We start from the raw sequence: 22618 nt of genomic DNA, 5'->3' as shown, positions 1-22618 counted from the left end.
TTATTATCAAGACTAAAATTCAAATAATATAGATAATAAAAGGGCCTTACATATTAGACATATATAATATGTAAGGGCCCTTTTATTCACAAACTTTCTTGTAGCCAAAGACTTGAGCAATAAATAGAGTAATGAATTTTATCTAATTCATCACCCATCACCCTATTCATTATACGTTACTATGTCAATCACAAAATTCGGTTTTTTCTTATTCGAATAAAGCACTATCACTAATGCACGGAGAATATTTACACTTCAAATTCTTTAATTTTAGCGTCAGGACTTAATGTCTTTTCTGGTACAAATTCGTCTGGTTGTTCCCCATTTTTCACTTTGTTTACCCAGTCATGGTTAGCAAGTGCTCCACGACCTAAAGTGATAACATCTGCTTCACCTTTTTCGATAATTTCTTTTGCTTTTTCTGGGTTATGAAGGCTTCCGTTTGCGATAACAGGTAATTTGCTGTACTTTTTAGCTAATGCTGCAAGAGTAGCTCCAGTTCCTTCGCCTTCAGAGAATGCAGGTTGCCATGCTTCAAATTCTGTTACATGGATAAAGTCTAGTCCTGCTTGTCCTAACTGACCAAAAATAATTTCAGCGTCTTTCTCTTTATCGGCCCACTTATGATAATAGTCATTTATTTTACCTTGAGAAATTCTAATACCAACTGGATAGTCTTTTCTGACTGCTTCACGCACTGCTTCTGAAACCTCTACTAATAAACGAACACGATTTTCAGTAGTGCCACCATATTCATCAGTTCGTTTATTTGCATAATCTGTTAAGAACTGGTCTAGGATATACCCATTTGCACCGTGGATTTCAACTCCATCAAAACCAGCCTTTTTAGCATTCTTTGCAGCCTCAGCAAATCCTTTAATTACTACTTTAATATCTTCTTTTGTTGCTTCTTTAGGCACTGAGAATTTACCATTACCACCATAAACTTTCATTTGTTCTCCTTTTGGTTCAACAACTGATGGCCCGATTGAGTCCTTTACAAATCGATTTCCTTGAGATAAAGCACCAGCATGCATCAATTGAAGGATTATTTTTCCACCTTCTTGATGAACAGCATCTGTAACCTTTTTCCAACCCTTAATTTGTTCGTCATTAATGATACCAGGTTGATCGAAATATCCTTGACTATAAGCATCATCTGGATATGTTCCTTCAGTTATGATTAAACTAAATCCTCCACGAGCAAATTTCGCATAATAATTAACCATTTCGTCAGTGGCTACACCTTTTGGTGTAGCGCTTGTGCGTGTCATTGGAGCAACACCTACGCGATTGTCAATTGTAATACTACCTAATTTCACGGTTTCGAAAAGTAAATTGTTGTTTGGCATAATAGAAACTCCTTCTTTATTTGAAATTATATATAGTGGTAAATTGTTGAATTAACACCCATTAATTCCGCACGCCATATCCTCTGGGAAATCAGGCTGCTTTTTATTAATTTCTTCTGCAATAATATCTTCAAAAGATTCTTTAGAACGAATACCAGCTATTTTGGTATCACCAATAATAAAAGTGGGCACTGCAGAGATATCTGCTTCTTTATATGCATGTTGAAGTGCCTTTTGATGTGATTCCCGATACTTTCTCGTTTCTAGAGCTGCTCGATACTCATCTGTATTTAAATTGACTTCACCAGCTAACTTGGTCAGTACATTAATATCACCGATATCTTGTTCTTCTTGGAAAAAAGCTTTTAGTATACGTTCGTTATATTCATTTCCTTTCCCATTCTCTTTCGCATATTGGTATCCTTCAAATGCCAAATGAGTATAAGGTTGAGGAGAAACTTTGGGAAGTACTATATTAACTCCCATTCTTTCTGCCATAGGATAAACAGATTGTCTCCAAGTATTCTGTAGATAGTGACCTTCAGGCTTTAGAGTTTCATTCGGGAAAGGACGCAATTCATAAGGCATCCACTCTACTTCTACATCCTTTCCTTTAATTGCTTCCTCTAATGGCTGTTCAGCTAGAAAACAAAAAGGACAAACGTAATCGGAATAAACTTTTATCTTTATCGTCATATATAATACCCCTCTCCTAACATATTTAATTCGTTACTATTGATAACAAACTTGTTATGCCCTTATAATAATATACAATATAGAATCAGTAAAATAGATATATTCGAACGTAACGTTCGCTAAAATTGAACTGAGGAAGGGAGAAGCAATATGGAGCTTAGACACCTGGTCACATTTAAAACGATTGTAGAGAAAGATGGCTTTAAAAGGGCAGCTGAACATCTGGGGTATGCTCAATCTTCTGTTACCACCCATATTAAAGAACTAGAAAGAGAATTGGGAAAACCCTTATTCGATCGATTAGGTAAAAAAGTGGTGCTGACTCAATATGGTCACCACTTTTTACCGTATGCGGCCAAAATCATTGATTTATTTTCACAAGCTTTAAACACCAATGATGAGCCGGTAGGAAACCTTATTATAGGTATTTCTGAATCACTCACAATAGACCGTATCCCCCCAATACTAATTGAATATAAGAGATTATATCCGAAGGTTAATCTCTCTTTAAAATCAATTGATAATTATGATGTAACATCATATTTACAAAACGGAGATATTGATCTTGCATTGATACTTGAGAAAGATGATTTATCCCTTTCAGAACTTTTTACGGAAAATTTAAAAAGAGAAAAAATGGTTCTAATACGTCCTAACGACGTTAAAGACTCTAGTACAGTACTATATACCGAGCGATCATGCAGTTATAAATCTGTTTTTGAACACTATATAAATTACAAGCAAATGGATGTAAAAGAGAGTCTGGACTTTCAAAGTATTGAGGCTATAAAGCAGTGTGTTAGAAGTGGTCTTGGTATTTCACTCGTTCCTTATTTCTCAGTAAAAGAAGAGCTAATCACAAACAAATTGTCGGGTGAAGAAGTACCGCCAGATCACCCTGCCATTTCTACTTTCCTTGCTTATCACAAAGATAAATGGTTATCACCAGCTATTTTAAAAATGAATGAATTGATAAGAGAACATGCTAAGGGATGGGAATAATCTTTTATTACCCAAATCACATTTAATCTGTATTCATAATGAGTCCCTATTATCTAAAGCACTAACTTATTTGTATGTAAGGCTTCAGTCAGGGTAAAATTGATTTGTTCCATTTGCTCTTCTGTTAAAAGAGGTTGAGGTACTTCTTCTTGCTTGTTTATGACTTCCTGTAATCCTATGTATTGCTCCGGCATTCAGTAGCATTTTAGGTTGTATGTCTCCTGTTTTCAGTTGTAGTAAAACGAGATGTATTAACAAATCGATAAGTTATGCTATAATAGCGATGGAAATGATACGTGAATAATCTAATGTATTCAACGTAGCAAAGAGCCACTTGTTTTATACAAGTGGCTTTTTCTATTGGGTAATTTGTCCTCATATGAATATTCATCTTTAGAAATGTCTACGCTTGTAGATGTAAAGCTTAACTCACTTTGCAGCTCTTTATGTACAATCCTGTTGTGATATCTGTTATTGAAAACCCCCTAAACTCCTGCGGAAACTGTCGAGGGGTTTTTGTCTTTTTATAAAGGAAAAACTCAAAAGAACGAAGAATATATTACGGAGCGTAATGATAAAAAAATATTCCAAAGGAGTGTTTTTTATGAAGTTCTGGATGAAAGAAATTAGTTATTCTCAAGTTGAAAATAAGATACAGAGTGGCTATAAAGAGTTGTTTATGATCGGACAGTTTCGAATTGTAGATGCCTATAAAATAGTAGATAGTAATGACCATACAAAAGATATTCAATCTCATTTCATACTGGATACGAAGACTGGTAATAACTATGAAATAAGTGTAGAGCTTGCTTACGGTCTTGTATCTGCATTTTATTGTGATGGGGATCGAAGGTCTCTATTATCTAACATAATAGCATGGGTAAAGTATATGAATGGTAAAAATAGATTAGCAACTAAAAAAACTGATATTTCTAATGTATTATCTGGTGTAGTATAAATAAGAAAAGAGAGCAAACCTCTGCTCTCTTTTTTTTGCATTATATTTAGAACAGCTTTCTTTTTCCCATATCTACTACTATGATAATCAAGGAATGTGAAGGATAAAAGATGGAGCAACAAGATAAGTACGCAAACATTGATCTAACAAAAATTCATGAATATAGTGAGCTACCTGACAAGAAGAGTGAACGCTGTGACAACTGCGATGGAGTTAATTTCAAAAATAGTGTAGGTAAAGGCAAGTTTCTACGTGAATGTTTGAATTGTGGAATGAAGAAGTATATATAAAGAATCAATCAAAGAGTCTATGAAATTTATAGGCTCTTTTTCTATGTTTATATGTGTTTCTTTCTTAAAAATGGGGAATATTGTATACATAACGTTTGAAATGGAGGGATTATATTGGAACGAAATCCAATTTTGGAGCAATTAGAGGAGTATAGTGACAACCTAGAAAAAGAGATTGCCGTTTTACAAGAAAAAAGATGCATATCATACAAACCACTTTTAGAGAGTTTGAAGAAACAATATGCATTTGCTCATTTTCTCATGTATGAAGAAAGCGTCTTTGATACAATGCCCCAAGGATATAAAACCCTTTTGTCTAAAGCTTTATCCGATGTACTGGTAATACACAGCACAGTTACTATAGGTTGTGTAACTCAAAGCTATAATATAGTACGATCTTTATTTGAAACATATGTTAATTTAATGTATATCAATAAAAACTTTGAGGCCAATATGAAGTATTATGAAGACTATACAATTTTTGCTCAGTATCACAAACTAGAGGAACATAAGAACGATCCAGATTATAAATATGATCCTTATTTTATACAATTTAAGAATAGAACGGAAGGTCCTCTCCAAGAAAAATACAGCTTTATAGAAAATAATTATAAAGAAAGAAAAGATTGGTATTTCATTCCACTATCTGAAGACATCAAAAACCACCCTGATTTGACAGACCGGGAGAAAAAGAAAAAGAATATAAACTTCAAGACTCTTTGTGAAATTACAGGTAATGAAAAAATGTACCAAAAGCTGTATCCCTCTACATCCAATGCTGCTCATAGTACTTCACTAGCAAATAACCTTCAAAGTCAGAGCGTTGCTTCTCAAGCGGGTACAGTAATTAGCTTGGTTAATCTCTCTATACATTTATTAAGCCAAATGTTACTAGTTGGCCTTAATAGACAGATAGAAACAGGTCATGAAGAGTGTGAAAAATATCTTGAAATAAGATTTGCTTAATAAAAAAAGAGAGAGCAAATCTCTAAAGTTGCCCTCTCTTCATCACGATAAGGTAATTGGATTTCTCGTAAAATCGGCACCTGATCCCTGTTGTCTTCATGATTGTTTTAATATATACATTTTGAACCGTTTGGAAAATATCTGTTGAAAAATCAAACTGCTCCGTCAACCCCTCGTCGAAATACAATTCATGCTTTACCGCGTAACCATTAAAAGGTGGACAACCTACAGGAGTTGTTACTAAAAGATTATAAATTGAAATCAAGTTAGAGAAATGAACATGGTAACTATAAAGCCTAGATTGCGAGAGCTACTAAATGAAAGAGGTCTTACACAAGGACAATTGTCAGAAATGACGGGCACTCCAAATTCAATCAAATTAGGAGGCCATTTCTACATAAAAAAAACCTAGATTTTTAATGAATACTTTATGTATTCCTATAAATAATTACATAAATGCACATAAATTCCTAAATTAATTCAAGCTAATAAATTATTCCCCAATCCCTGAATTTAAAAAACATTTGCTCCTGTTTTGACGAGTTTTTTGCACATGGGAAAATTTTAGAGATTGTTTACAAGTCAATTGGGGCTTTTGCATCAAAACCAAAGTATTTACTCTAATAGGGTCGATTGGCGTATGGAGTAACATTTTTTGATGTGAGATAATTTCGAGTATACGGAAAGCAATAAGGGGGAGAGTGAGAATATGAGTGAAAAAAAGAGAGAGATTGAATTTATAAAAATTATATGTGTCATAGATGGTTTGGCTGAAGGCTTAAACATTAGAAAAGAGCAAGAGTATTACGGATTTGAGACTGTCGATGAGCTTGGTTACAATGTTTATACGGAGAAAGAAAAAGGTAGATTGCCTATTTATATCGGGTCATATCCAAAAACGTATTTTCAGCTAATAGATAATGAAATATATGTTGTAACGTTCGAAAAAAATGCCTAATATTTTGGACGTATTTTCTTTTACAGACAAGTAGGGTCATTATCTACAATAGGTGAAGGGCCCACTAAAGAAAGCAACCTTAAAGGTTGCTCTTTCTATAAAACTATTGTCCTTACAACCAAGTATATTGCAACAATAGCTGCAAGTACTATTAGTACATTTAAAATACGATGTTGAGTAGCTAAGTGATTATGCTTTCTACCTGCACGAGTCAATGGTTGCTTTTCATTGTTATTTCCACTCACTATGTTACATCTCCCATCCTATTTGGTTATTTGTTTTCATAATTTAAGCCATAAGCTGATCTTCGTTAGTTGATTCTTCTTTTTTTCATTTTCCTTATACATAAGATATAAAAACCACTAAATTTAATAATCGACCAAATAAGTGTAACCCCAGGTTCATAGTTAACTACCTTAAACAAACTTGGTATAGATTCGAAAACAGAATCGTTACTTGTGAGAAATACTGCTAAAAACATGTTATTTACTGTATGTGCTCCTTTTTTATATGCTTGCGTTTAGTTATTGGCCTATCTTTTTCATAAAATGGACGAGAAATTGAAGGATGTCCTAACGACTAAAGCAGAATGCAAGTAGGGTCAGTGGGAGCTTGGTGAATCATACGCCTCAAGTTTTAAAAAGAGTGAAAACATGATTGAATAAAAAGAGAGAAGGGAAGCCCTTCTCTTTTCACTCTATAACGACCTGGGCCTAGCATAGGGTGACGTCTGTCCAAAAGATTAAAAAATTCATTCATCAACTGTTTGGATTAGTTTCATAAGCTAGTAACTTAAAGGGAACAGGATCTCTATGTTTCTAGTGAATGTTTTTGCACCAGAACCTTACAAATTAACACTGCTCATATCCGGATAACGTTCTCCTGCTGCCACACCTTTTGGGGCTACTTCATTAATGCGATAAAGTTCTTCTTTGGATAATTGAATTTTAAGGGCTCCAATATTTTCTTCTAGATATTGAATTCGTTTTGTTCCTGGAATCGGGACAATATCATCTCCTTGAGACAGAATCCAAGCAAGTGCCAGCTGTGAAGGCTGACAGTCTTTTTCTCTTGCTAATTCTCTAATTTGATTCACAAGATCTAAATTTTTTGTGAAGTTTTCTCCTTGAAAGCGAGGAGAAAAGCGACGATAATCATCTTCTGCCAAGTCTTCAAATGTTTGAATTTGCCCTGTTAAAAAGCCTCTTCCTAAAGGACTGTAGGCTACAAATCCAATTCCAAGCTCACGGATAACAGGTAAAATTTCGTCTTCGACATCTCGGCTCCATAGTGAATATTCCGTCTGAATAGCTGTTATTTCATGTACTGTATAAGCACGGCGGATCGTTTGAGGAGCTGCCTCAGACATGCCAAGGTAGCGTACTTTTCCCTCTTGAACTAATTCAGACATCGCACCAATTGTTTCTTCAATTGGAACATTAGGATCTACTCTATGCTGATAATAAAGATCAATATAATCTACTCCTAAGCGGGATAGACTTGCATCACAAGCTTGTTTTACATAGTCTGGATGGCCATTAACTCCTAAAAATGATCCATCTTCCCCTCTTACATTCCCAAACTTTGTAGCAATAATAACTTGATCACGTCGATCTTTAATAGCTTGACCAACTAATTTTTCATTTTGGCCAACGCCATACATATCTGCTGTATCAAGAAAATTGATACCCAGTTCGATGGCACGATGAATGGTTTTTACTGATTGGTCATCATTTCGTCCGCTGTAAAAATCAGACATGCCCATACAGCCTAAACCAAGAGATGAAACCTCTAAATCGGATTTTCCAAGTGTTCTTTTCTTCATATTAATCATCCTTCCTGCTTAAATTAAGGTTTATAATAGTTAAAATTATCTGAATATAACTGATTTTATTATAATCTAGGATTAAGAAATGAGTAAAGAATAAGGGTTTTGGTGCAAAGATAAGCGGTAACATTAAAGGAATAGATACTGATTCATGAATGGATTAGTGATTCCTTAGATACTATGTACCTACTTCAATAAGCTTGTTTGTCTACTCTCAGAAATAAAAAAGGAACTGAAAATTGAATGTCAGTTCCTTTGTATTGTATAAATGTAGTCATTCTTCATCTTCATAAATAAATAAGCCATTTACGAATGTTTCGAAATCAGGAGCTAATTCCAAAATAAGTGTGTCTTCTCCCCATTCTAGATCCATATAAATTATAGGAGGAGTATCTTTTGTATGCCGATAATCAAATGCAATCCACCAATGTCCCTCTCCACATAGTAAAACAATATCTTTAGGTAAGTCCCATTCTTCTATATAATAATCACTGGATAAGATGCCTTCTTTTCCTATTCCATAAATTTCAGGAACGTTTACATGATCGTTTGCCCAATTTGTTGGAACAGAGGTAGGATAGTCACAATACTTTAAATTGCCCCCATTCTTTATTTTACATAACTCAATATAGGATTTTGGTAACTTCACACCCAACTTCTTTTCTGCTTCGTTGACCATTTCTTCTGTTAATTTTTTTGATTGACTGTATCCATCATCCCAAATATCTCTCATTTCCCCATCCCTTTCAACCCTTACCAACTAAATGCTTTTCTTCATGCCACATTCCCTGCATTCACGTAGGAAAACGCCACCTTTTACGGAACTTTTGAAGTAAGCTGAGTTGCAGTGATCGCATTTTCCACTAACTTTATCCGGAAATTCATCGTATTCATACACTTTATCAAGATCTATTTCTTGCTGCTCTTTCTCTTCCATGTTGATCACTCTTTTCTAATTGGCTCTTATTAGATTACCACAAAATGGAAGGTGAAATTAATTTGTTCCATTTGCTCTTCTGTTAAAACAGGTTGAGCTACTTCTACTTGCCTGTTTATAACTTCCTTTAATCCTATGTATTGCTCTGGCATCGTGGCGAATGGACGCCATTTTTGCATTCCTCTGTGTGACATATTATCATATAAGTATGAAGTAAAAGAAAAAGAAGATGTAGGCCAACAAAGTACCGGAGTAAAACAAGAAGATTCAACTAGCAATGTGAATCTAGAAGAGGTCGATACAAAGTCTCCAAAGAAAATGGAAGATTATAATTATACCAAAGGTCAAAAAGTAGCGAATCTTGTTATTCCTAAACTCGAATTAAAATACTCAGTGTATTGGGGAACAGATGCTGATACCTTGAAAAGAGGCGTAGGGATGTTTGTTAGTGATTTAACTAGTACTCCAAAGGGAATGGAGCACACAGTATTAAGTGGGCACCGCGACACCGTATTTACAAGGCTAGGTGAACTTAAAACAGGTGACAATCTAATTGTAGAATTTGATAATAAGCTTTATGAATATCAAATTAAAAAGATTTGGATTACACATAAAGAAGATCGGACAGTAATTGTTCCTAAAGACAAGCCTATGCTTACATTAACAACTTGCTATCCATTTGATATGATTGGAAAAGCGCCTGATCGCTACATTATTCAAGCTGAAATGATAAATAACTAAAAGCGACTTACCATTAATAGGTATGTCGCTTTTTATTTTATTCATCTAGTTATTAACTTTGGTGAAGTTGAGTCCAATCAGTAATTAACTTGCCATCTATAACATCATTGGAAGTAATAATTAATGTCTTAAACTTATCTACTTTTTCAGCAAACCCCATTCCGTTGAGAAATAGCCACTTATGAATGGTATCTGGGTGTAATTTAGAATCCTGATTTAACGCTGTTGCTACTATGTAGCTACTGAAGTAGGAGATGAGTAGATTGTGGTGTATACGGTAAATGAAACAATTTTCATCTAAAAAAAGATGCCAATAGGCATCCCTTTTAGCTTTAATTATAATAAAATGTTTGATTAAACAGATTCTATCACACAAAATTGTTTGTGCTAAGGCAGTTAATGAGTAGAAGATTACATGTATTAAGATAGACTTTTTTAATTAACTTGAATATATTAATTAGATAAGTGCATGTAGAAGGCTTATAGAATTTCTCTCTTATCTATTTCTTTATCAGCTTTTAAATTTTTCTCCCTCTTTCCTAATTCGCTATTTCTGTAACCAAATATAAAGTAAACAATAAGACCAATCACCAACCAGATTCCGAATCCAATCCAAGTGGTCACCGGTAAATTAAACATAAGGTAGCCACAAAATAACATAGAGATAATAGGGATAAACGGAACAAATGGGACTTTGAAAGCGCGTGGTAGTTCAGGTTGTGTTTTACGCAAAACCAATACGCCTACTGAAACAACCAAGTACGCAAAGAGTGTTCCGATATTAACTAGTTCAGCTAATCTATGTAAAGGAATGAATCCAACAAAAATTGCAACTAAGATTCCTGTAATCCACGTATTTATAATAGGAGATTTCTTAACTGAATCGACTTTGGACATTGTTTTAGGCAATAAGCCATCCCGACTCATAGCAAAAAACAAACGTGTTTGTGCGTATAAAAGTACAAGTAACACTGTAGTCATTCCCGTCAAAGCTCCTACCGAAATAAAGCCTGCTACCCAGTCTTGGTGAATATAGCTTAAAGCAAAAGCTACCGGGTTTTTCACATTTAATTCAGTAAAGGGAACAATGCCTGTTAGAATGAAGGAAACAATAATATATAAGATCGTACATATAGTAAGGGAAGAAATAATCCCGATAGGCATATTGCGCTGAGGATTTTTTACTTCTTCGGCTGCAGAAGCTATAGAATCAAAGCCAAGGTAAGCAAAAAAGACAGATGCAGCACCTGCTGTTACCCCAGAGAAACCAAATGGCATAAATGGTGTCCAGTTTCCCGGTTTTACATACCATATGCCGATGACGATGAATAAAAGAACAACGGCAATCTTAATCACAACCATGATATTATTTGCACGTGTAGATTCACGTAAACCACGAGAGAGCAGAAAGGTAATAACTAAAACAGCAGTAATAGCTGGAACGTCAATAAAGGTACCTTTTCCAGGATCGTAAGCACTTGTTATAGCAAGTGGTAATTTCAATCCGAACCCACTTAATAATCCTTGAAAATAACCTGACCATCCACTAGCAACTGCTGAAGCTGCAAGTCCATATTCCAACAGTAATGCCCAACCAAGAATCCAGGCCATCACTTCACCAAAAGTAACATAACTGTAGGTGTAAGCGCTACCAGAAATAGGGATAGAAGAAGCAAACTCTGAATAACATAGCGCAGCAAATATACAGGCAAGTCCTGAAAAGATAAACGAAAGCACAAGAGCCGGTCCTGCGTGTTCTGCGGCGGCTACTCCTGTCAAAACAAAAATTCCTGTGCCAATAATGCAGCCAATCCCCATCATTGTTAGATCTTTAGCTCCAAGTACTTTGTTCAGAGATTTATCCGTTTCTTGAACACTGGCCAACATATGAGAAATTGACTTTTTTCGAAATAAATCCATGTAGGTTCTCCCCTCAAAAATGGAATATTTGTTTTATCATTTGCACTTCTCTAGAATAAGCGTATTAATGGCCTTAATAATTTAAAAAAGGAAATTTTTTTATTCTATCTATCAGATTATTCCCACACCACTTTTCTGTTTTCATGAATACTTATCTTTAAAAATTTTAATAGCATGTAATGATTAAATAAAAGGGAGCTGGGCGTTTAAATAACGCCCGGTACAAAAAGCATAAAGGCTATGATATCGGCCATAAAATTTAACTAAGCATATTTTTCTATTTATACCAGCTCTGCATGTAAGAAGAATCTTCGTAACGATGCGCTTGCTTAACGACATGAAGTGGTCGGAATGTATCAATCATAACAGCTAGTTCTCGCGTTTCTTTTTTCCCAATGCTTTCTTCCATTTTCCCTGGATGTGGACCGTGTGGCAGCCCACTTGGATGAAGAGTAATAGATCCCTCCTCAATTCCACGCCTACTCATAAACTCTCCATCCACATAGTATAGTACTTCATCACTTTCTACATTGCTGTGTACATAAGGAGCCGGAACGGCCTCTGGATGATAATCATATAATCGTGGCACAAATGAACAAATTACATAGTTATGAGCTTCAAATGTTTGGTGAACTGGAGGCGGCTGATGAATTCTACCTGTAATTGGTTCGAAATCATGAATACTAAAAGCATAAGGAAACAAATACCCATCCCAACCTACGGCGTCTAATGGATGAAAGTCAAATAAATAAGAAGTCAACATACCTTGAGCTCGCACACGAACCTCGAATTCTCCTCGTTCATCTTTTGGCTCTAGTTTTTCTGGTGTTCTTAAATCACGCTCACAATAGGGAGAGTGCTCTAGAAGTTGACCATGCTCATTACGATAGCGTTTTGGAGGCATGATTGCTGAGTTTGATTCCACAATGAGAAATCGTGCCTGTTCTGTTTCTAGAACTACTCTATATGTAGTACCAATAGGAATAACTAGGTAATCACCTGGAAGAAAGGACAATTCACCAAAGATACTCTCTATTTTTCCTTTTCCCTCATGGACATACAGCATTTCATCGCCTTCCCCATTACGATAAAAGTATGACATTTGTTGTGTTGGCCGGGCAACTCCAATGGCTACATCATCATTAACCATAAAGATTTTTCTTGCTTCAAGGAAATCTCCCCCTGCTTCGGTTTCCCAAGTGGGAAAGTGACGATGCTTAAGTGCCTCTTTTTCTTCAATCTCATAATGGATTTCTGTGATTTTTTTAGCCTCTCTTACTTGTGTTGGGGGATTGATATGATAAATGAGTGATTGAATACCCGAAAAACCTTTCGTTCCCATAACTTGCTCATAGTGTAAGCTCCCGTCTTCTTTCCGGAATTGTGTATGGCGTTTAGCAGGAACCTTCCCCATCTTTACATAATGTGGCATAAACACTGCTCCTCTCTTATTGTATTACTTCGCGAAGTGCTTGGATAAACGCTTCATTTTCTTCTTTTGTTCCGATTGAAACACGAATTGTGTTTGGGAGTCCCAATACCCCTCCGGAACGAACGATAATTCCTTTATGCAGTAACGATTGAAACACATTATCACCTGATGAATTTAGCCTTATCATTACAAAATTACCTTGGGATGGAAAATAGCTGAGACCCATTTTTTCGACCTCTGCCGAAATATATAACCTTCCTTTCTCGTTCTCTTTTTTACACTTGCTAACAAACTCTAAATCTGCCAATGAGGTAGTAGCTGCAACTTGTGCCATACGATTAGTGTTAAAGGGTTCCTTTACCTTAATAAGTTCCTTTACAAAATTTGAATGCATTACTCCATAGCCAATACGTAGAGCAGCCAATCCATAAATTTTTGAAAAAGTACGTAAGACAATCAAGTTTGCATGAGAGTGAATAAGTGGAACCGTATTCAAGTGGTCTTCTGCTGTCACATATTCAAAATAAGCTTCATCAACAACAAGCAGTATGTGATTAGGAACTTGATTAATAAATGATGTCAGTTCCCTCTTTCCAACAATCGTTCCAGTAGGGTTGTTTGGGTTACACACAAAAATCATGCGCGTTTTGTCCGTAATAGCAGCGAGCATACCACCAAGATCGTGCACCCCGTTCACAAGTGGTACTTTAATCGCCCTGCCCCCTTCGATGATGACATTCGTTTCATAACGAGGGAAAGTGACGTCTGCCATGATAGCCTCGTCCCCAGAACGGATATAGCTGCGTGTGAGCAAACGAAGAATTTCATCCGACCCATTTCCCGTTATAACTTGCTCTTCCTTAACTTTTAATTGTTTCGCTATTTTTTTTACCAGAACAGGCGCAGTTCCTTCCGGGTAAAACATTAAATTTTCCATTTCTTTTATCATGGCCTCTTTTGCCATTGGTGAATAACCTAATGGATTTTCATTCGAAGCAAGTTTAATAATGCGATTAAGACCTAGTTCTCGCTTCACTTCTTCAATAGGCTTACCTGGTTTATAAACATCAAGACCTTCTAATTCTTTCCGTGAGATGATTTTATGTTCAAGTACCTCCATGCTTTCACCCATCCTGTTCTATGTAATTTTGTTACAGACTGATACAGTGATCTCTCCAACCTTTTTCTCCACTTTCACTCATAAGTTCTACTTAGTTGTAAAGCCCATCAGTTGACTCTAATCCCATTCCCAAACACATCTGTCTTAGAATATACTGAACGAGCTTTACGAGTTAAATATGAGATAAAGTATAAGATTGTTTAAGGGCTGGAAGAACTCGTCCTGTCACTTCCCCAAATCCAATTCTATATCCCTCTCCTTGACACCACCCTGTAATCGTTAACTGATCTCCGTCTTCTAACCAAACCCTCTGTTCTCCATTTTCCATTTCTATCGGCTCAGTTCCACGCCATGTTAGCTCCAATAAACTTCCTCGCATCTCTTTTTTAGGCCCACTAATTGTTCCTGAAGCAAGCAAATCACCAGGACGTAAATTACATCCTCCTACTGTATGATGAGCAATCTGTTGAGCCATGGACCAGTAAAGATAACGAAAGTTACTTGTGGAGATGGTTTTGGAATTTTTCATTCCTTTACCCTTAAGATTCACCTCTAAATGAATATCAAATGAACCAGGTTTATTTGTACGTAAATAAGGTAACGGCTCTGGCTCCTGCTCTGGTCCAGCTACTCTAAAAGGCTCGAGAGCTTCAAGTGGCACCACCCAAGGAGAAATTGAAGTAGCAAAGCTTTTAGCTAAGAATGGTCCAAGTGGTTGATATTCCCAGGATTGGATATCTCGAGCGCTCCAGTCATTGACTAGTACAAGACCGAAGATTTGTTCCTCGGCATTTTCTAAGGCAATATTTTTTCCTCTTTCATTACCTGGACCAATAAACCATCCCATCTCTAATTCCAAATCAAGTTGACAACTTGGACCAAATAAAGGTGCATTTGAATTCGCCGGTTTCATTTGTCCTTGTGGACGTCTTACATCAGTCCCACTAAGAACTACTGAACTAGCTCGTCCATGATAACCAACTGGCAAGTGAGTCCAATTCGGCATTAGGGCATTTTCCTTTCCCCTAAACATAATGCCTACATTAGTTGCATGCTCTTTTGAAGCATAAAAATCTGTATAATCCCCAATTTGTGCAGGCAAAAGCATTTCGACATTTTTTTGAGGAATTAATGCAATATCACGGAGGGCATAGTTATCCCTTAAAATTGACTCATCTTCATGTAGTAATTGTTGGATGCGTTTTCTTACATCCCGCCATGCTTTAGTTCCAAGAGACATAAATTCATTAAGAGAAGCTTGTTCAAAAACTCCTTTTCCCTCTACATCCGTACCATCAAAATATCCCTCAGCATCTAGCACGGAAAGATCCAACACATAATCCCCAATTGCAACTCCAATACGGGGAACCCCCATCATAAGGGGGCGAAATACACCGTAAGGAAGGTTTTGAATGGGAAAATGGGATTTAGGATCTACCTCTATAAATGATTTCATCATCTCCACTCCTCTTCTATACTATAAATTCCTAATGCACGTAGGTCTTCACGGGGCTCATCGAAACTACAGCTGCCATATGAACAAAGTAATTTTTCTCGTAATCTTATAATTTCAGAAGTTGGGACGGTTAAATTGTGCCATTGTAATCCTTTATCAGTGAACTTGAAATTCTTTGATTTCTCATCATCAAGAATTTTTACTGTTGATACTATATCTAGTTTTTTGATATGAGCTAGCATCCCAGCTGTAAAAACATTGAGGAAACCATGCATTCGTGTATTCACTTCTTCACGATACATACGAATTGGATGATGTAGTCCGGCAGTGAACTTCACGGGAATATCTCGATCACGACATCCGACAAGTACGGTTGCTATTTGCTGAGAAGTTGGAAATGCTTTTGCTGTAACTCCACCAGTCCGTAATTTAAACCCTAGTAAGAGATCGCTTTCATTATTATGCGCAGCAATAATATCCAGAGTTTCAAGTATCTTAGATTCCCAGTCCCTATCTAAGGGTATTGTCGCTTCACAAAAGGTTTGTAGTCTCCTCCTGTCTGTCGCTTTTGTAATAGTTTGTAATAAAGCACGATCAGGTATATGAGGCGGGAGGGGAATCTCGCATATGTCAATCTTGATATTCCTCTTATATTCATTACGAAAAGATCTAACTATTTCAAGATCCGCATGTAAGCTATTTAGGAATTCAATCTTATTATTACTCCTAGATCCTAAAGCTGAGATGATTAACGGACGTTCTTTTGAAAACATCGATACATACGGAATAAGTTGATTTAGTTGTGAGATAGGAATAATAAACCGTCCGAGCATCCATGAATCTTTACAAATTTGAAATTCCTTGTAATTTTTTATTGAGGTTTCCAGAGATAAATTAGCTGGTGGAAACAACCCAGCATAATCAATTAGATCTGATAAAAAAGCATGGATACTAGTTTGCAATTTTGGGCTCTCGCTCATCTTAACAACACTTCCAGCTATACTCTTTATATTCATGTCGCATTCCTCCTTTCTTTTTCATATTTACCAAACAACAAATATTAATTTAGCTTTAACTATAGCTTAAATATTCCCTCGACGTTCTTGTTCACGTTCAATGGATTCAAATAATGCTTTAAAATTTCCATCTCCAAATCCTAGAGCACCTTTACGTTGAATAATTTCAATAAACAAAGTCGGACGATCTACAATAGGTTTTGTGAAAATTTGAAGTAAATATCCTTCATCATCACGATCAACTAAAATACTAAGTTCTTGGAGCTTTTGTAGATCTTCATCAATTTTTCCTACCCGTTCACTTAGTTCTTCATAATAAGTAGCTGGTGTGTCAAGAAACTCTACACCATTGTCTTTCAATGCTTTAACTGTTTTAATAATATCGTTTGTCAGTAGTGCTAGATGCTGAACACCTGGGCCTTTGTAAAAGTCTAGGTATTCTTGAATTTGTGATTTTCTTTTTCCTTCCGCCGGCTCATTAATCGGAAACTTAATACGCCCTGTTCCATTCATCATGACTTTAGACATAAGAGCTGAATACTCTGTTGAGATGTTTTCATCATCAAAGTGTTTAAGTACATTAAAACCAAATACTTTTTCGTAATAAGTTGTCCACTCATCCATAACCTCTACGTTTCCTACGATATGGTCAATGCCAACAATTCCCGTAGAAGATGTGCCAGTCTCTAATTCATAAGATTGATACCCTGGTAAAAAACTGCCTTTGTAATTTACTGTCTCTAATAATGTATGAACAGTGTCCCCATACGTACCAATAATCGCTTTCTTAACAATTCCATTCTCATCTTCTTCAGACCATGGCTCTCGAATGGCAATTGCTCCTCGCTCAATTGCTCCCTTATATGTCTTTTCAATATCAGAAACTTTTAATGCAATGTCTTTTGTTCCCTCACCATGTAGTTTTACAAATGCAGCAATATCTGTAGTCTCCTCAAGACTTCCTGTAACCACTAGACGAATTGCTCCTTGTTCAAGCACATAAGAAACACGATCACGACAGCCTGTCTCTAATCCACGGTAAGCCTTAACTTTGAAACCAAAGGCATTTGAATAATAATAAGCAGCTTGCTTCGCATTTCCTACATATAGTTCTAAGTGGTGGATGCTTTGCACCGGAAAGATTTCCTCTTTTTTTGTTTTTTTCGTTTCTAATACTTTTTCAGACATTGAAACAACCTCCTGTTTTTTAGTAGATGAATAGTTTTATTCCCAAGTAAGGGGATAATATTTCCAACAATCTAAATAGTATAACTAGTTTTCTCATTAAGCAAGCGCTTACATTGAAGCGTTTATTCTGTGAAAGGTTTCCTCCTTAACGTGCTAAAGCAAGAATACGTTGCTGTATATTCTTGCATCTTTTTTAAAAATATTTGTAAAATCATTCTAAATCCTATCAACAAATTATTAGTCTAAAGGAGAGAACAAAATGGAATATACTATTAAATTTTGCCCTTGTAATTTTGAAGAAGAGCTCTATGATGCAAAAGAGAAATTGCAACAAATTTCAAATGTGGAAATTATAGAAGAAAAATGTTTACTTTATTGCGGCCAGTGTTTAGTACAACCATTTGCATTAGTCAACGGTAAAAACATTGTCAGTGATAGTGTCAATGATCTTCTTGCAGATATTTTACAGCATCTCGAAGGCACACAGATAAATTGCAGTAAAACAAAACTACAGGTGAATTGTGAAGGGTGTGGGAGTTGTAATTTCCATAAGGAACAAGTACTTCGTTGAACCTTTGATACTAATGTTGGACTTATAGCATAGTATCGTCTTGCGTTGAAGAATCTTCTGTTAAGGCTTTACAGATCATCTATTTAATTTTTCAACTTATTATCTTAAATTGGATTTATTTCTAACCATCAAGATAAAAATGGATTTAACGATTAATTTATCAATATAATAACCATGTATAGTCAAGTATCCTTTTTAGATTCATGCTAATAGTGTCTTGATAAAGGAATATAAAAACAATTTTATTTGGAAATGGAGTGATGAAAATGGATTTGATTGATTGTCGCTTACTGCAATTTATACAAGAAGATAGTAGAATTACTGTCAATGAATTGTCTAAACGATTACTTCTAAGTCAATTAAGTATAAGAAAAAGACTACAACGTTTAGAAGAAAATGGTGTAATACAAGGTTTTACGGTAATTATTTCGCCTGACGCAATTGGAAAAAGTGTAAAAGCAATTATTCAAATAGCGAATTTAAAAATAAAAACTCAGCAATTTGAAGAAATTATCAAAGGAGAAAAAGATATTTTAGAGTGTCATCGGATAACCGGAATAAACAGTTATTTTATGAAGACGGCAGTTTCATCCATAAAACAGTTAGAAGACTTTTCAAACCGTTTGACCCATTATGGTAAAGTCAATACATCTTTGATTATTACTTCTCCCATATCTCATCAAATTTTACTACCCAAAACTGAGTATCTTCAACCAATCAAGAATGAATAACGCGCAGTGATATCATCATAAAAGACTAGTATAAAACTGTAAGGAAGTAGTTACAGTTGTGAACTACTTCTCTCTTTAAGAGGCTTTTTTTATTAAACAAAGACTTCTTATTAACGAGTTTCTTTCTAAAAAAATTATGAGGATAAATAACAACTTCTTGCATTGATTGAAGTTGAAAACTTTCACTTTGATCTCGACTGCTCACACGTATGTATCCAAATCTTCTGTTTTCTATTTTTATACCTCATTTGTGGTTCTCTTCCTCTTATTCTATTAAAAACGTTCGTAAAAATGTATGCATTTTATAAGACGTTCGTAATTTATTTTCAAATTTAAACGAACGATAAAAATAATAGATTTCTTATATAAAAGAAAGGTCCGTAAAGGTATACTTTTTTGAACATTCTTCATTCTTATAAGTAATTGAACAAGTTTACTTTTTGTAATTTAAGGCTTACCTCTTACATTTAGAGACATCAAATAGCCGTCTTTTCTACAATATAACTAATATTTAAAACTATATAGATATTTAATGCGTTAAATATTACGTAAATAGATAAAATCAAATTACATTTACTTATATATCCAAACTCAGATTTATTCTTATACTTCTTACATAATATAAAAGGTGTATCTTAAGATACACCTTTTAAAACCCTATTACTTTGGCAATAAAATCAGCTATTAAAACTTTTTTACTTTTAATTATAGTTTCCCATGGACATATACTATTTTGTACTTTATCTAACTAAAATAAACAAGTCTCTCTTGCTAACTGGATAAAAGATTGCACTAAAGGTGATTGATCTTTTTGTCGCCAAGCAATACCCATAGAAGCTACAGGTAATTGATCGTCAAGGTCCAAATATACAACATCTTGGGTATGTAAATTCACGGCGGATTGTGGAACTACGGCAATACCCAATTTAGCTGCAACTAGACCGATTACAGTTTGGAATTCTAAAGCCTCTTGTTGGATGATTGGATTACATAATCCTAAGATTTCATCATAGAGATTTGACCATGTTTTTCTAGACAACATTACAAAAGGATAGGTTTTAAGATCAGAAAGAGAGACGTTTTTTATTTTTAATAATGGATGCTGTTTTGGAACTGCCAGTACGCATGGGACTGTAGAAACGATTTCGGTATGTATTATCTCATCATTTACAGGTGGTCTTAATACTCCTATATCAATTTCCCCTTCATGTAAAGCTTCTAATTGCATAGGCGTAGACATTTCGAATAGATGAACTTCAACTTCTGAATACAAATTTCGAAATTCTCTTAGGATTGAGGGAAGAATATCGTAAGTAGCCGATCCTACGAACCCAACTCTAATTGTCCCGATTTCTCCATGTTGAGTACGTTTCGCATCTTCAACAGCACGTTCAAGATGATTAAAAATCTTACAAACTTCCGTATAAAATAATTTTCCTGCATCTGTTAATTTAACTTGACGTTTATTTCGATAAAAAAGAACAATATCTAATTCTTTTTCTAAATTCTGAATTTGTAAACTTAAAGGAGGTTGCGTAATCTTGACACGCTCTGCTGCACGACTAAAGTTTAATTCTTCTGCTACAGCGATAAAATATTGTAGTTGTCGAAGCTCCATCATTTTTCCCCTCCTAATCAGTTATATATAAAATATATTACAACAGTTTATATTATATATTTCACTATTGTCTTTTATCAAGATAAGATAATACCATAAAGATAATAGGAGGTTTACACATGACTATAAATGAAAAACAAGCAAATTTATCTAATGGAAAAGTGAATAAAGACTGGACTAAAGATGCCCTTTTTTATGAATATACTACTGCTGCTGATCCAATCGGAAGTGGTATCATAAGTGCAATTCCCCCTAAAGAATTTTCCTCTGAATTATATAACTCAGGAGAAACTCGTATTGTTACGTTGGACCTTTCAAATGAACTCAAAACTGAATATCCGGCAACAAGTCCATCACTTCTTGCTCACTTCATTCGAATTAATGCGAATGACAGCATTACTACACAACCCAATGCAACCAGTGAATTATATTATATTATTTCTGGTGTAGGCCACACAGAATTAAATGGTGAGATAATCACTTGGAAAAAAGGTGATTTTTTAACTCTTCCATCCGGCTCGACTAGCAGGCACACTGCAACAGAAGATGCAACCATCTATTATATTCTCGATACTCCACTTCTTAATTATTTAGGAGTTAAAGCAACAGAAACTCGTTTTAAACCGACACTTTTTACAGCTGAACAAGCTAATGCGAAATTGGAGGAAGTAGCAAACGCTCCTGATGCTCACCTAAAAAATCGTATTTCTATTTTATTAAACAATCAAGAATTCAAACAAACTCTAACCATTACACACGTATTATGGGCGATGTTCGGAATTGTTCCTGTAGGATCTAACCAAGCAGCTCATAGTCATAAGTCAGTTGCCCTTGATTTTGTTGCTTATGCTGCACCCGGTACTTATACTTTAGTCGGAGATAAGATTGATCCCGTTACTAAAAAGATAATTGATCCCGTTCGCATTGATTGGGTAACAGGAAAAGCATTTGTTACTCCTCCAGGATTGTGGCATTCTCACCACAACGAATCTGAAGAGCCTGCATTTATTATCCCAATTCAAGACGCAGGCCTTCAAACGTACCTTCGTACATTAGATATACAATTCACTCACTATGTTTAAAATAAAAAAGCACCTTTTCGGGTGCTTTTTGCGAATGGGAGACTGAATATGAGGGTAGCTAAATTTTGTGAAAGGAACATTAAAGTAACTAAAGCAAATATAGTCTTAGATATTCTTCAACAAAATTATCAGCAAGATATAGAGATTTGTGTTGTGGATTGCTTCAGACGATGTCTAGAGTGTAGAGTGACCCCATTTTGTCGTGTACAACTAACCACACTTCAAGATAATGACGTAGACACTTTGGTGAAAAAAATACTAGAAAATGTTTAAATTAAAAATAGCCTTAAAGGTTATAAGAGCAGGCTTAAGCCTGCTCTTTTCCTCTGAATATCATATACAAACTTAGTTAACACAATGAAAAATTTGTATTTACACTTTTACCTAAACCACTATCAGGTTCTGAACATTCTGCTATGGATACGTGGTATATAAAAGATTTTAATTAACAATAACAAAATAAAAAGCAACCTCAGCATTGGCAGGCGAGGTTGCTTCATGTAAGGGTTCATTCATACGTATCCAAGTACGAACGATAGCAGAATTATAACATGTTTTTCAATATAAATACTATTTTTGATGTGTCTAACATATGCATAAAAGGTGCTTTTTTTATGCATGATCTCTTCAACTTCCTGTAAGGAGATATCAGTTGTATCAACGATGTATAAAAAGATGCATATTCTATAAAAGTGACTCTGTTCGAACCCTTACTCCCATAAGGGTTCTCTTTTTTGATGTGTACCGGAAGAGACA

Annotated in this window: 22 protein-coding genes and 1 pseudogene; 9 read left to right on the top strand and 14 right to left on the bottom strand. The window is 35.2% G+C overall.

What is annotated here, in order from left to right:
* Window positions 1-248 precede the first annotated feature (248 nt).
* Together OK414_RS09460 and OK414_RS09455 are read right to left on the bottom strand one after the other, a co-directional pair.
* Window positions 249-1352 carry an NADH:flavin oxidoreductase gene (locus tag OK414_RS09460; protein ID WP_263045526.1) on the bottom strand — a complete coding sequence of 368 codons (1104 nt, stop codon included), beginning with the start codon at window positions 1350-1352 and terminating at the stop codon, window positions 249-251.
* Between the two features lie 51 nt (window positions 1353-1403).
* Window positions 1404-2048, bottom strand: coding sequence for a DsbA family protein (locus OK414_RS09455; RefSeq protein WP_263045525.1), 645 nt, complete (start codon window positions 2046-2048; stop codon window positions 1404-1406).
* A 150-nt stretch (window positions 2049-2198) separates the two neighbouring features.
* Between OK414_RS09455 and OK414_RS09450 the strand changes: the two genes are divergently transcribed.
* Window positions 2199-3050, top strand: coding sequence for a LysR family transcriptional regulator (locus OK414_RS09450; protein WP_263045524.1), 852 nt, complete (start codon window positions 2199-2201; stop codon window positions 3048-3050).
* Window positions 3051-3103: 53 nt separating this feature from the next.
* Here the strand turns inward: OK414_RS09450 and OK414_RS09445 are convergent, their stop codons facing one another.
* Window positions 3104-3244, bottom strand: a complete 141-nt coding sequence (locus OK414_RS09445; RefSeq protein ID WP_016766715.1) for a YolD-like family protein — start codon at window positions 3242-3244, stop codon at window positions 3104-3106.
* A 410-nt stretch (window positions 3245-3654) separates the two neighbouring features.
* On the opposite strand from OK414_RS09445, the gene OK414_RS09440 reads away from it, so the two are divergent.
* The 4 genes from OK414_RS09440 to OK414_RS09425 all read left to right on the top strand — a co-directional run bounded on the left by OK414_RS09440 (window position 3655) and on the right by OK414_RS09425 (window position 6222).
* Complete coding sequence (locus OK414_RS09440; RefSeq protein WP_016766716.1) at window positions 3655-4008, top strand: hypothetical protein; 354 nt, start codon at window positions 3655-3657, stop codon at window positions 4006-4008.
* 110 nt (window positions 4009-4118) lie between these two features.
* Window positions 4119-4298: a hypothetical protein gene (locus tag OK414_RS09435; protein ID WP_258358160.1), complete on the top strand. Its 180-nt coding sequence runs from the start codon at window positions 4119-4121 to the stop codon at window positions 4296-4298.
* Between the two features lie 114 nt (window positions 4299-4412).
* Window positions 4413-5264, top strand: a complete 852-nt coding sequence (locus OK414_RS09430; RefSeq protein WP_263045523.1) for a DUF5677 domain-containing protein — start codon at window positions 4413-4415, stop codon at window positions 5262-5264.
* 709 nt (window positions 5265-5973) lie between these two features.
* The gene (locus OK414_RS09425) at window positions 5974-6222 is read left to right on the top strand and encodes a hypothetical protein (protein ID WP_263045522.1); all 249 of its coding nucleotides are present in this window, start codon (window positions 5974-5976) and stop codon (window positions 6220-6222) included.
* A gap of 844 nt (window positions 6223-7066) precedes the next feature.
* Here the strand turns inward: OK414_RS09425 and OK414_RS09420 are convergent.
* The 4 genes from OK414_RS09420 to OK414_RS09405 form a co-directional block, all read right to left on the bottom strand.
* Entirely contained in the window at window positions 7067-8047 is a 981-nt protein-coding gene (locus tag OK414_RS09420) for an aldo/keto reductase (protein ID WP_098598777.1), read from the bottom strand.
* A 277-nt stretch (window positions 8048-8324) separates the two neighbouring features.
* A complete protein-coding gene (locus OK414_RS09415) occupies window positions 8325-8783 on the bottom strand; it encodes an SMI1/KNR4 family protein (RefSeq protein ID WP_205662687.1) in 459 nt (152 codons plus the stop codon).
* 27 nt (window positions 8784-8810) lie between these two features.
* Window positions 8811-8987 carry a hypothetical protein gene (locus OK414_RS09410; RefSeq protein ID WP_205662686.1) on the bottom strand — a complete coding sequence of 59 codons (177 nt, stop codon included), beginning with the start codon at window positions 8985-8987 and terminating at the stop codon, window positions 8811-8813.
* Window positions 8988-9016: 29 nt separating this feature from the next.
* Window positions 9017-9166, bottom strand: coding sequence for a YolD-like family protein (locus OK414_RS09405; protein ID WP_263045521.1), 150 nt, complete (start codon window positions 9164-9166; stop codon window positions 9017-9019).
* Between the two features lie 163 nt (window positions 9167-9329).
* Between OK414_RS09405 and OK414_RS09400 the strand changes: the two are divergent.
* A pseudogene (locus tag OK414_RS09400) lies at window positions 9330-9728 on the top strand (class D sortase); the annotation flags it as partial.
* A gap of 480 nt (window positions 9729-10208) precedes the next feature.
* On the opposite strand, the gene OK414_RS09395 reads toward OK414_RS09400, so the two are convergent.
* From OK414_RS09395 to hppD, 6 genes are all read right to left on the bottom strand, one after another.
* On the bottom strand, window positions 10209-11648 hold the full coding sequence (locus OK414_RS09395; protein WP_205662684.1) for an amino acid permease: 1440 nt from the start codon (window positions 11646-11648) through the stop codon (window positions 10209-10211).
* Between the two features lie 277 nt (window positions 11649-11925).
* Window positions 11926-13080 (bottom strand): homogentisate 1,2-dioxygenase, encoded by a 1155-nt coding sequence (locus OK414_RS09390; protein ID WP_263045520.1) that lies wholly within the window; start codon window positions 13078-13080, stop codon window positions 11926-11928.
* 16 nt (window positions 13081-13096) lie between these two features.
* Window positions 13097-14200 carry a histidinol-phosphate transaminase gene (hisC, locus tag OK414_RS09385; RefSeq protein WP_205662683.1) on the bottom strand — a complete coding sequence of 368 codons (1104 nt, stop codon included), beginning with the start codon at window positions 14198-14200 and terminating at the stop codon, window positions 13097-13099.
* A 172-nt stretch (window positions 14201-14372) separates the two neighbouring features.
* Entirely contained in the window at window positions 14373-15659 is a 1287-nt protein-coding gene (gene fahA / locus OK414_RS09380; RefSeq protein ID WP_205662682.1) for a fumarylacetoacetase, read from the bottom strand.
* Window positions 15656-16672: a hypothetical protein gene (locus tag OK414_RS09375; RefSeq protein WP_263045519.1), complete on the bottom strand. Its 1017-nt coding sequence runs from the start codon at window positions 16670-16672 to the stop codon at window positions 15656-15658. The genes fahA and OK414_RS09375 overlap by 4 nt, the downstream gene beginning before the upstream one ends.
* 66 nt (window positions 16673-16738) lie before the next feature.
* The gene (gene hppD, locus OK414_RS09370; RefSeq protein WP_263045518.1) at window positions 16739-17860 is read right to left on the bottom strand and encodes a 4-hydroxyphenylpyruvate dioxygenase; all 1122 of its coding nucleotides are present in this window, start codon (window positions 17858-17860) and stop codon (window positions 16739-16741) included.
* A gap of 259 nt (window positions 17861-18119) precedes the next feature.
* On the opposite strand from hppD, the gene OK414_RS09365 reads away from it, so the two are divergent.
* Window positions 18120-18431, top strand: coding sequence for a DUF1450 domain-containing protein (locus OK414_RS09365; protein WP_263045517.1), 312 nt, complete (start codon window positions 18120-18122; stop codon window positions 18429-18431).
* Window positions 18432-18697: 266 nt separating this feature from the next.
* Window positions 18698-19162 (top strand): Lrp/AsnC family transcriptional regulator, encoded by a 465-nt coding sequence (locus OK414_RS09360; protein ID WP_263045516.1) that lies wholly within the window; start codon window positions 18698-18700, stop codon window positions 19160-19162.
* Window positions 19163-19910: 748 nt separating this feature from the next.
* On the opposite strand, the gene OK414_RS09355 is transcribed toward OK414_RS09360, so the two are convergent.
* Complete coding sequence (locus tag OK414_RS09355) at window positions 19911-20780, bottom strand: LysR family transcriptional regulator (RefSeq protein WP_026106744.1); 870 nt, start codon at window positions 20778-20780, stop codon at window positions 19911-19913.
* Window positions 20781-20899: 119 nt separating this feature from the next.
* On the opposite strand from OK414_RS09355, the gene OK414_RS09350 reads away from it, so the two are divergent.
* Window positions 20900-21862 (top strand): cupin, encoded by a 963-nt coding sequence (locus OK414_RS09350; RefSeq protein ID WP_263045515.1) that lies wholly within the window; start codon window positions 20900-20902, stop codon window positions 21860-21862.
* Window positions 21863-22618 lie beyond the last annotated feature (756 nt).

It is taken from the genome of Priestia sp. JV24 (genome assembly GCF_025910025.1).
In the GTDB taxonomy this organism is placed as follows: Bacteria; Bacillota; Bacilli; order Bacillales; family Bacillaceae_H; genus Priestia; species Priestia megaterium.
Note: the sequence above shows the minus strand (reverse complement) of the source record. Positions and strands in the feature narration are given on the sequence as shown.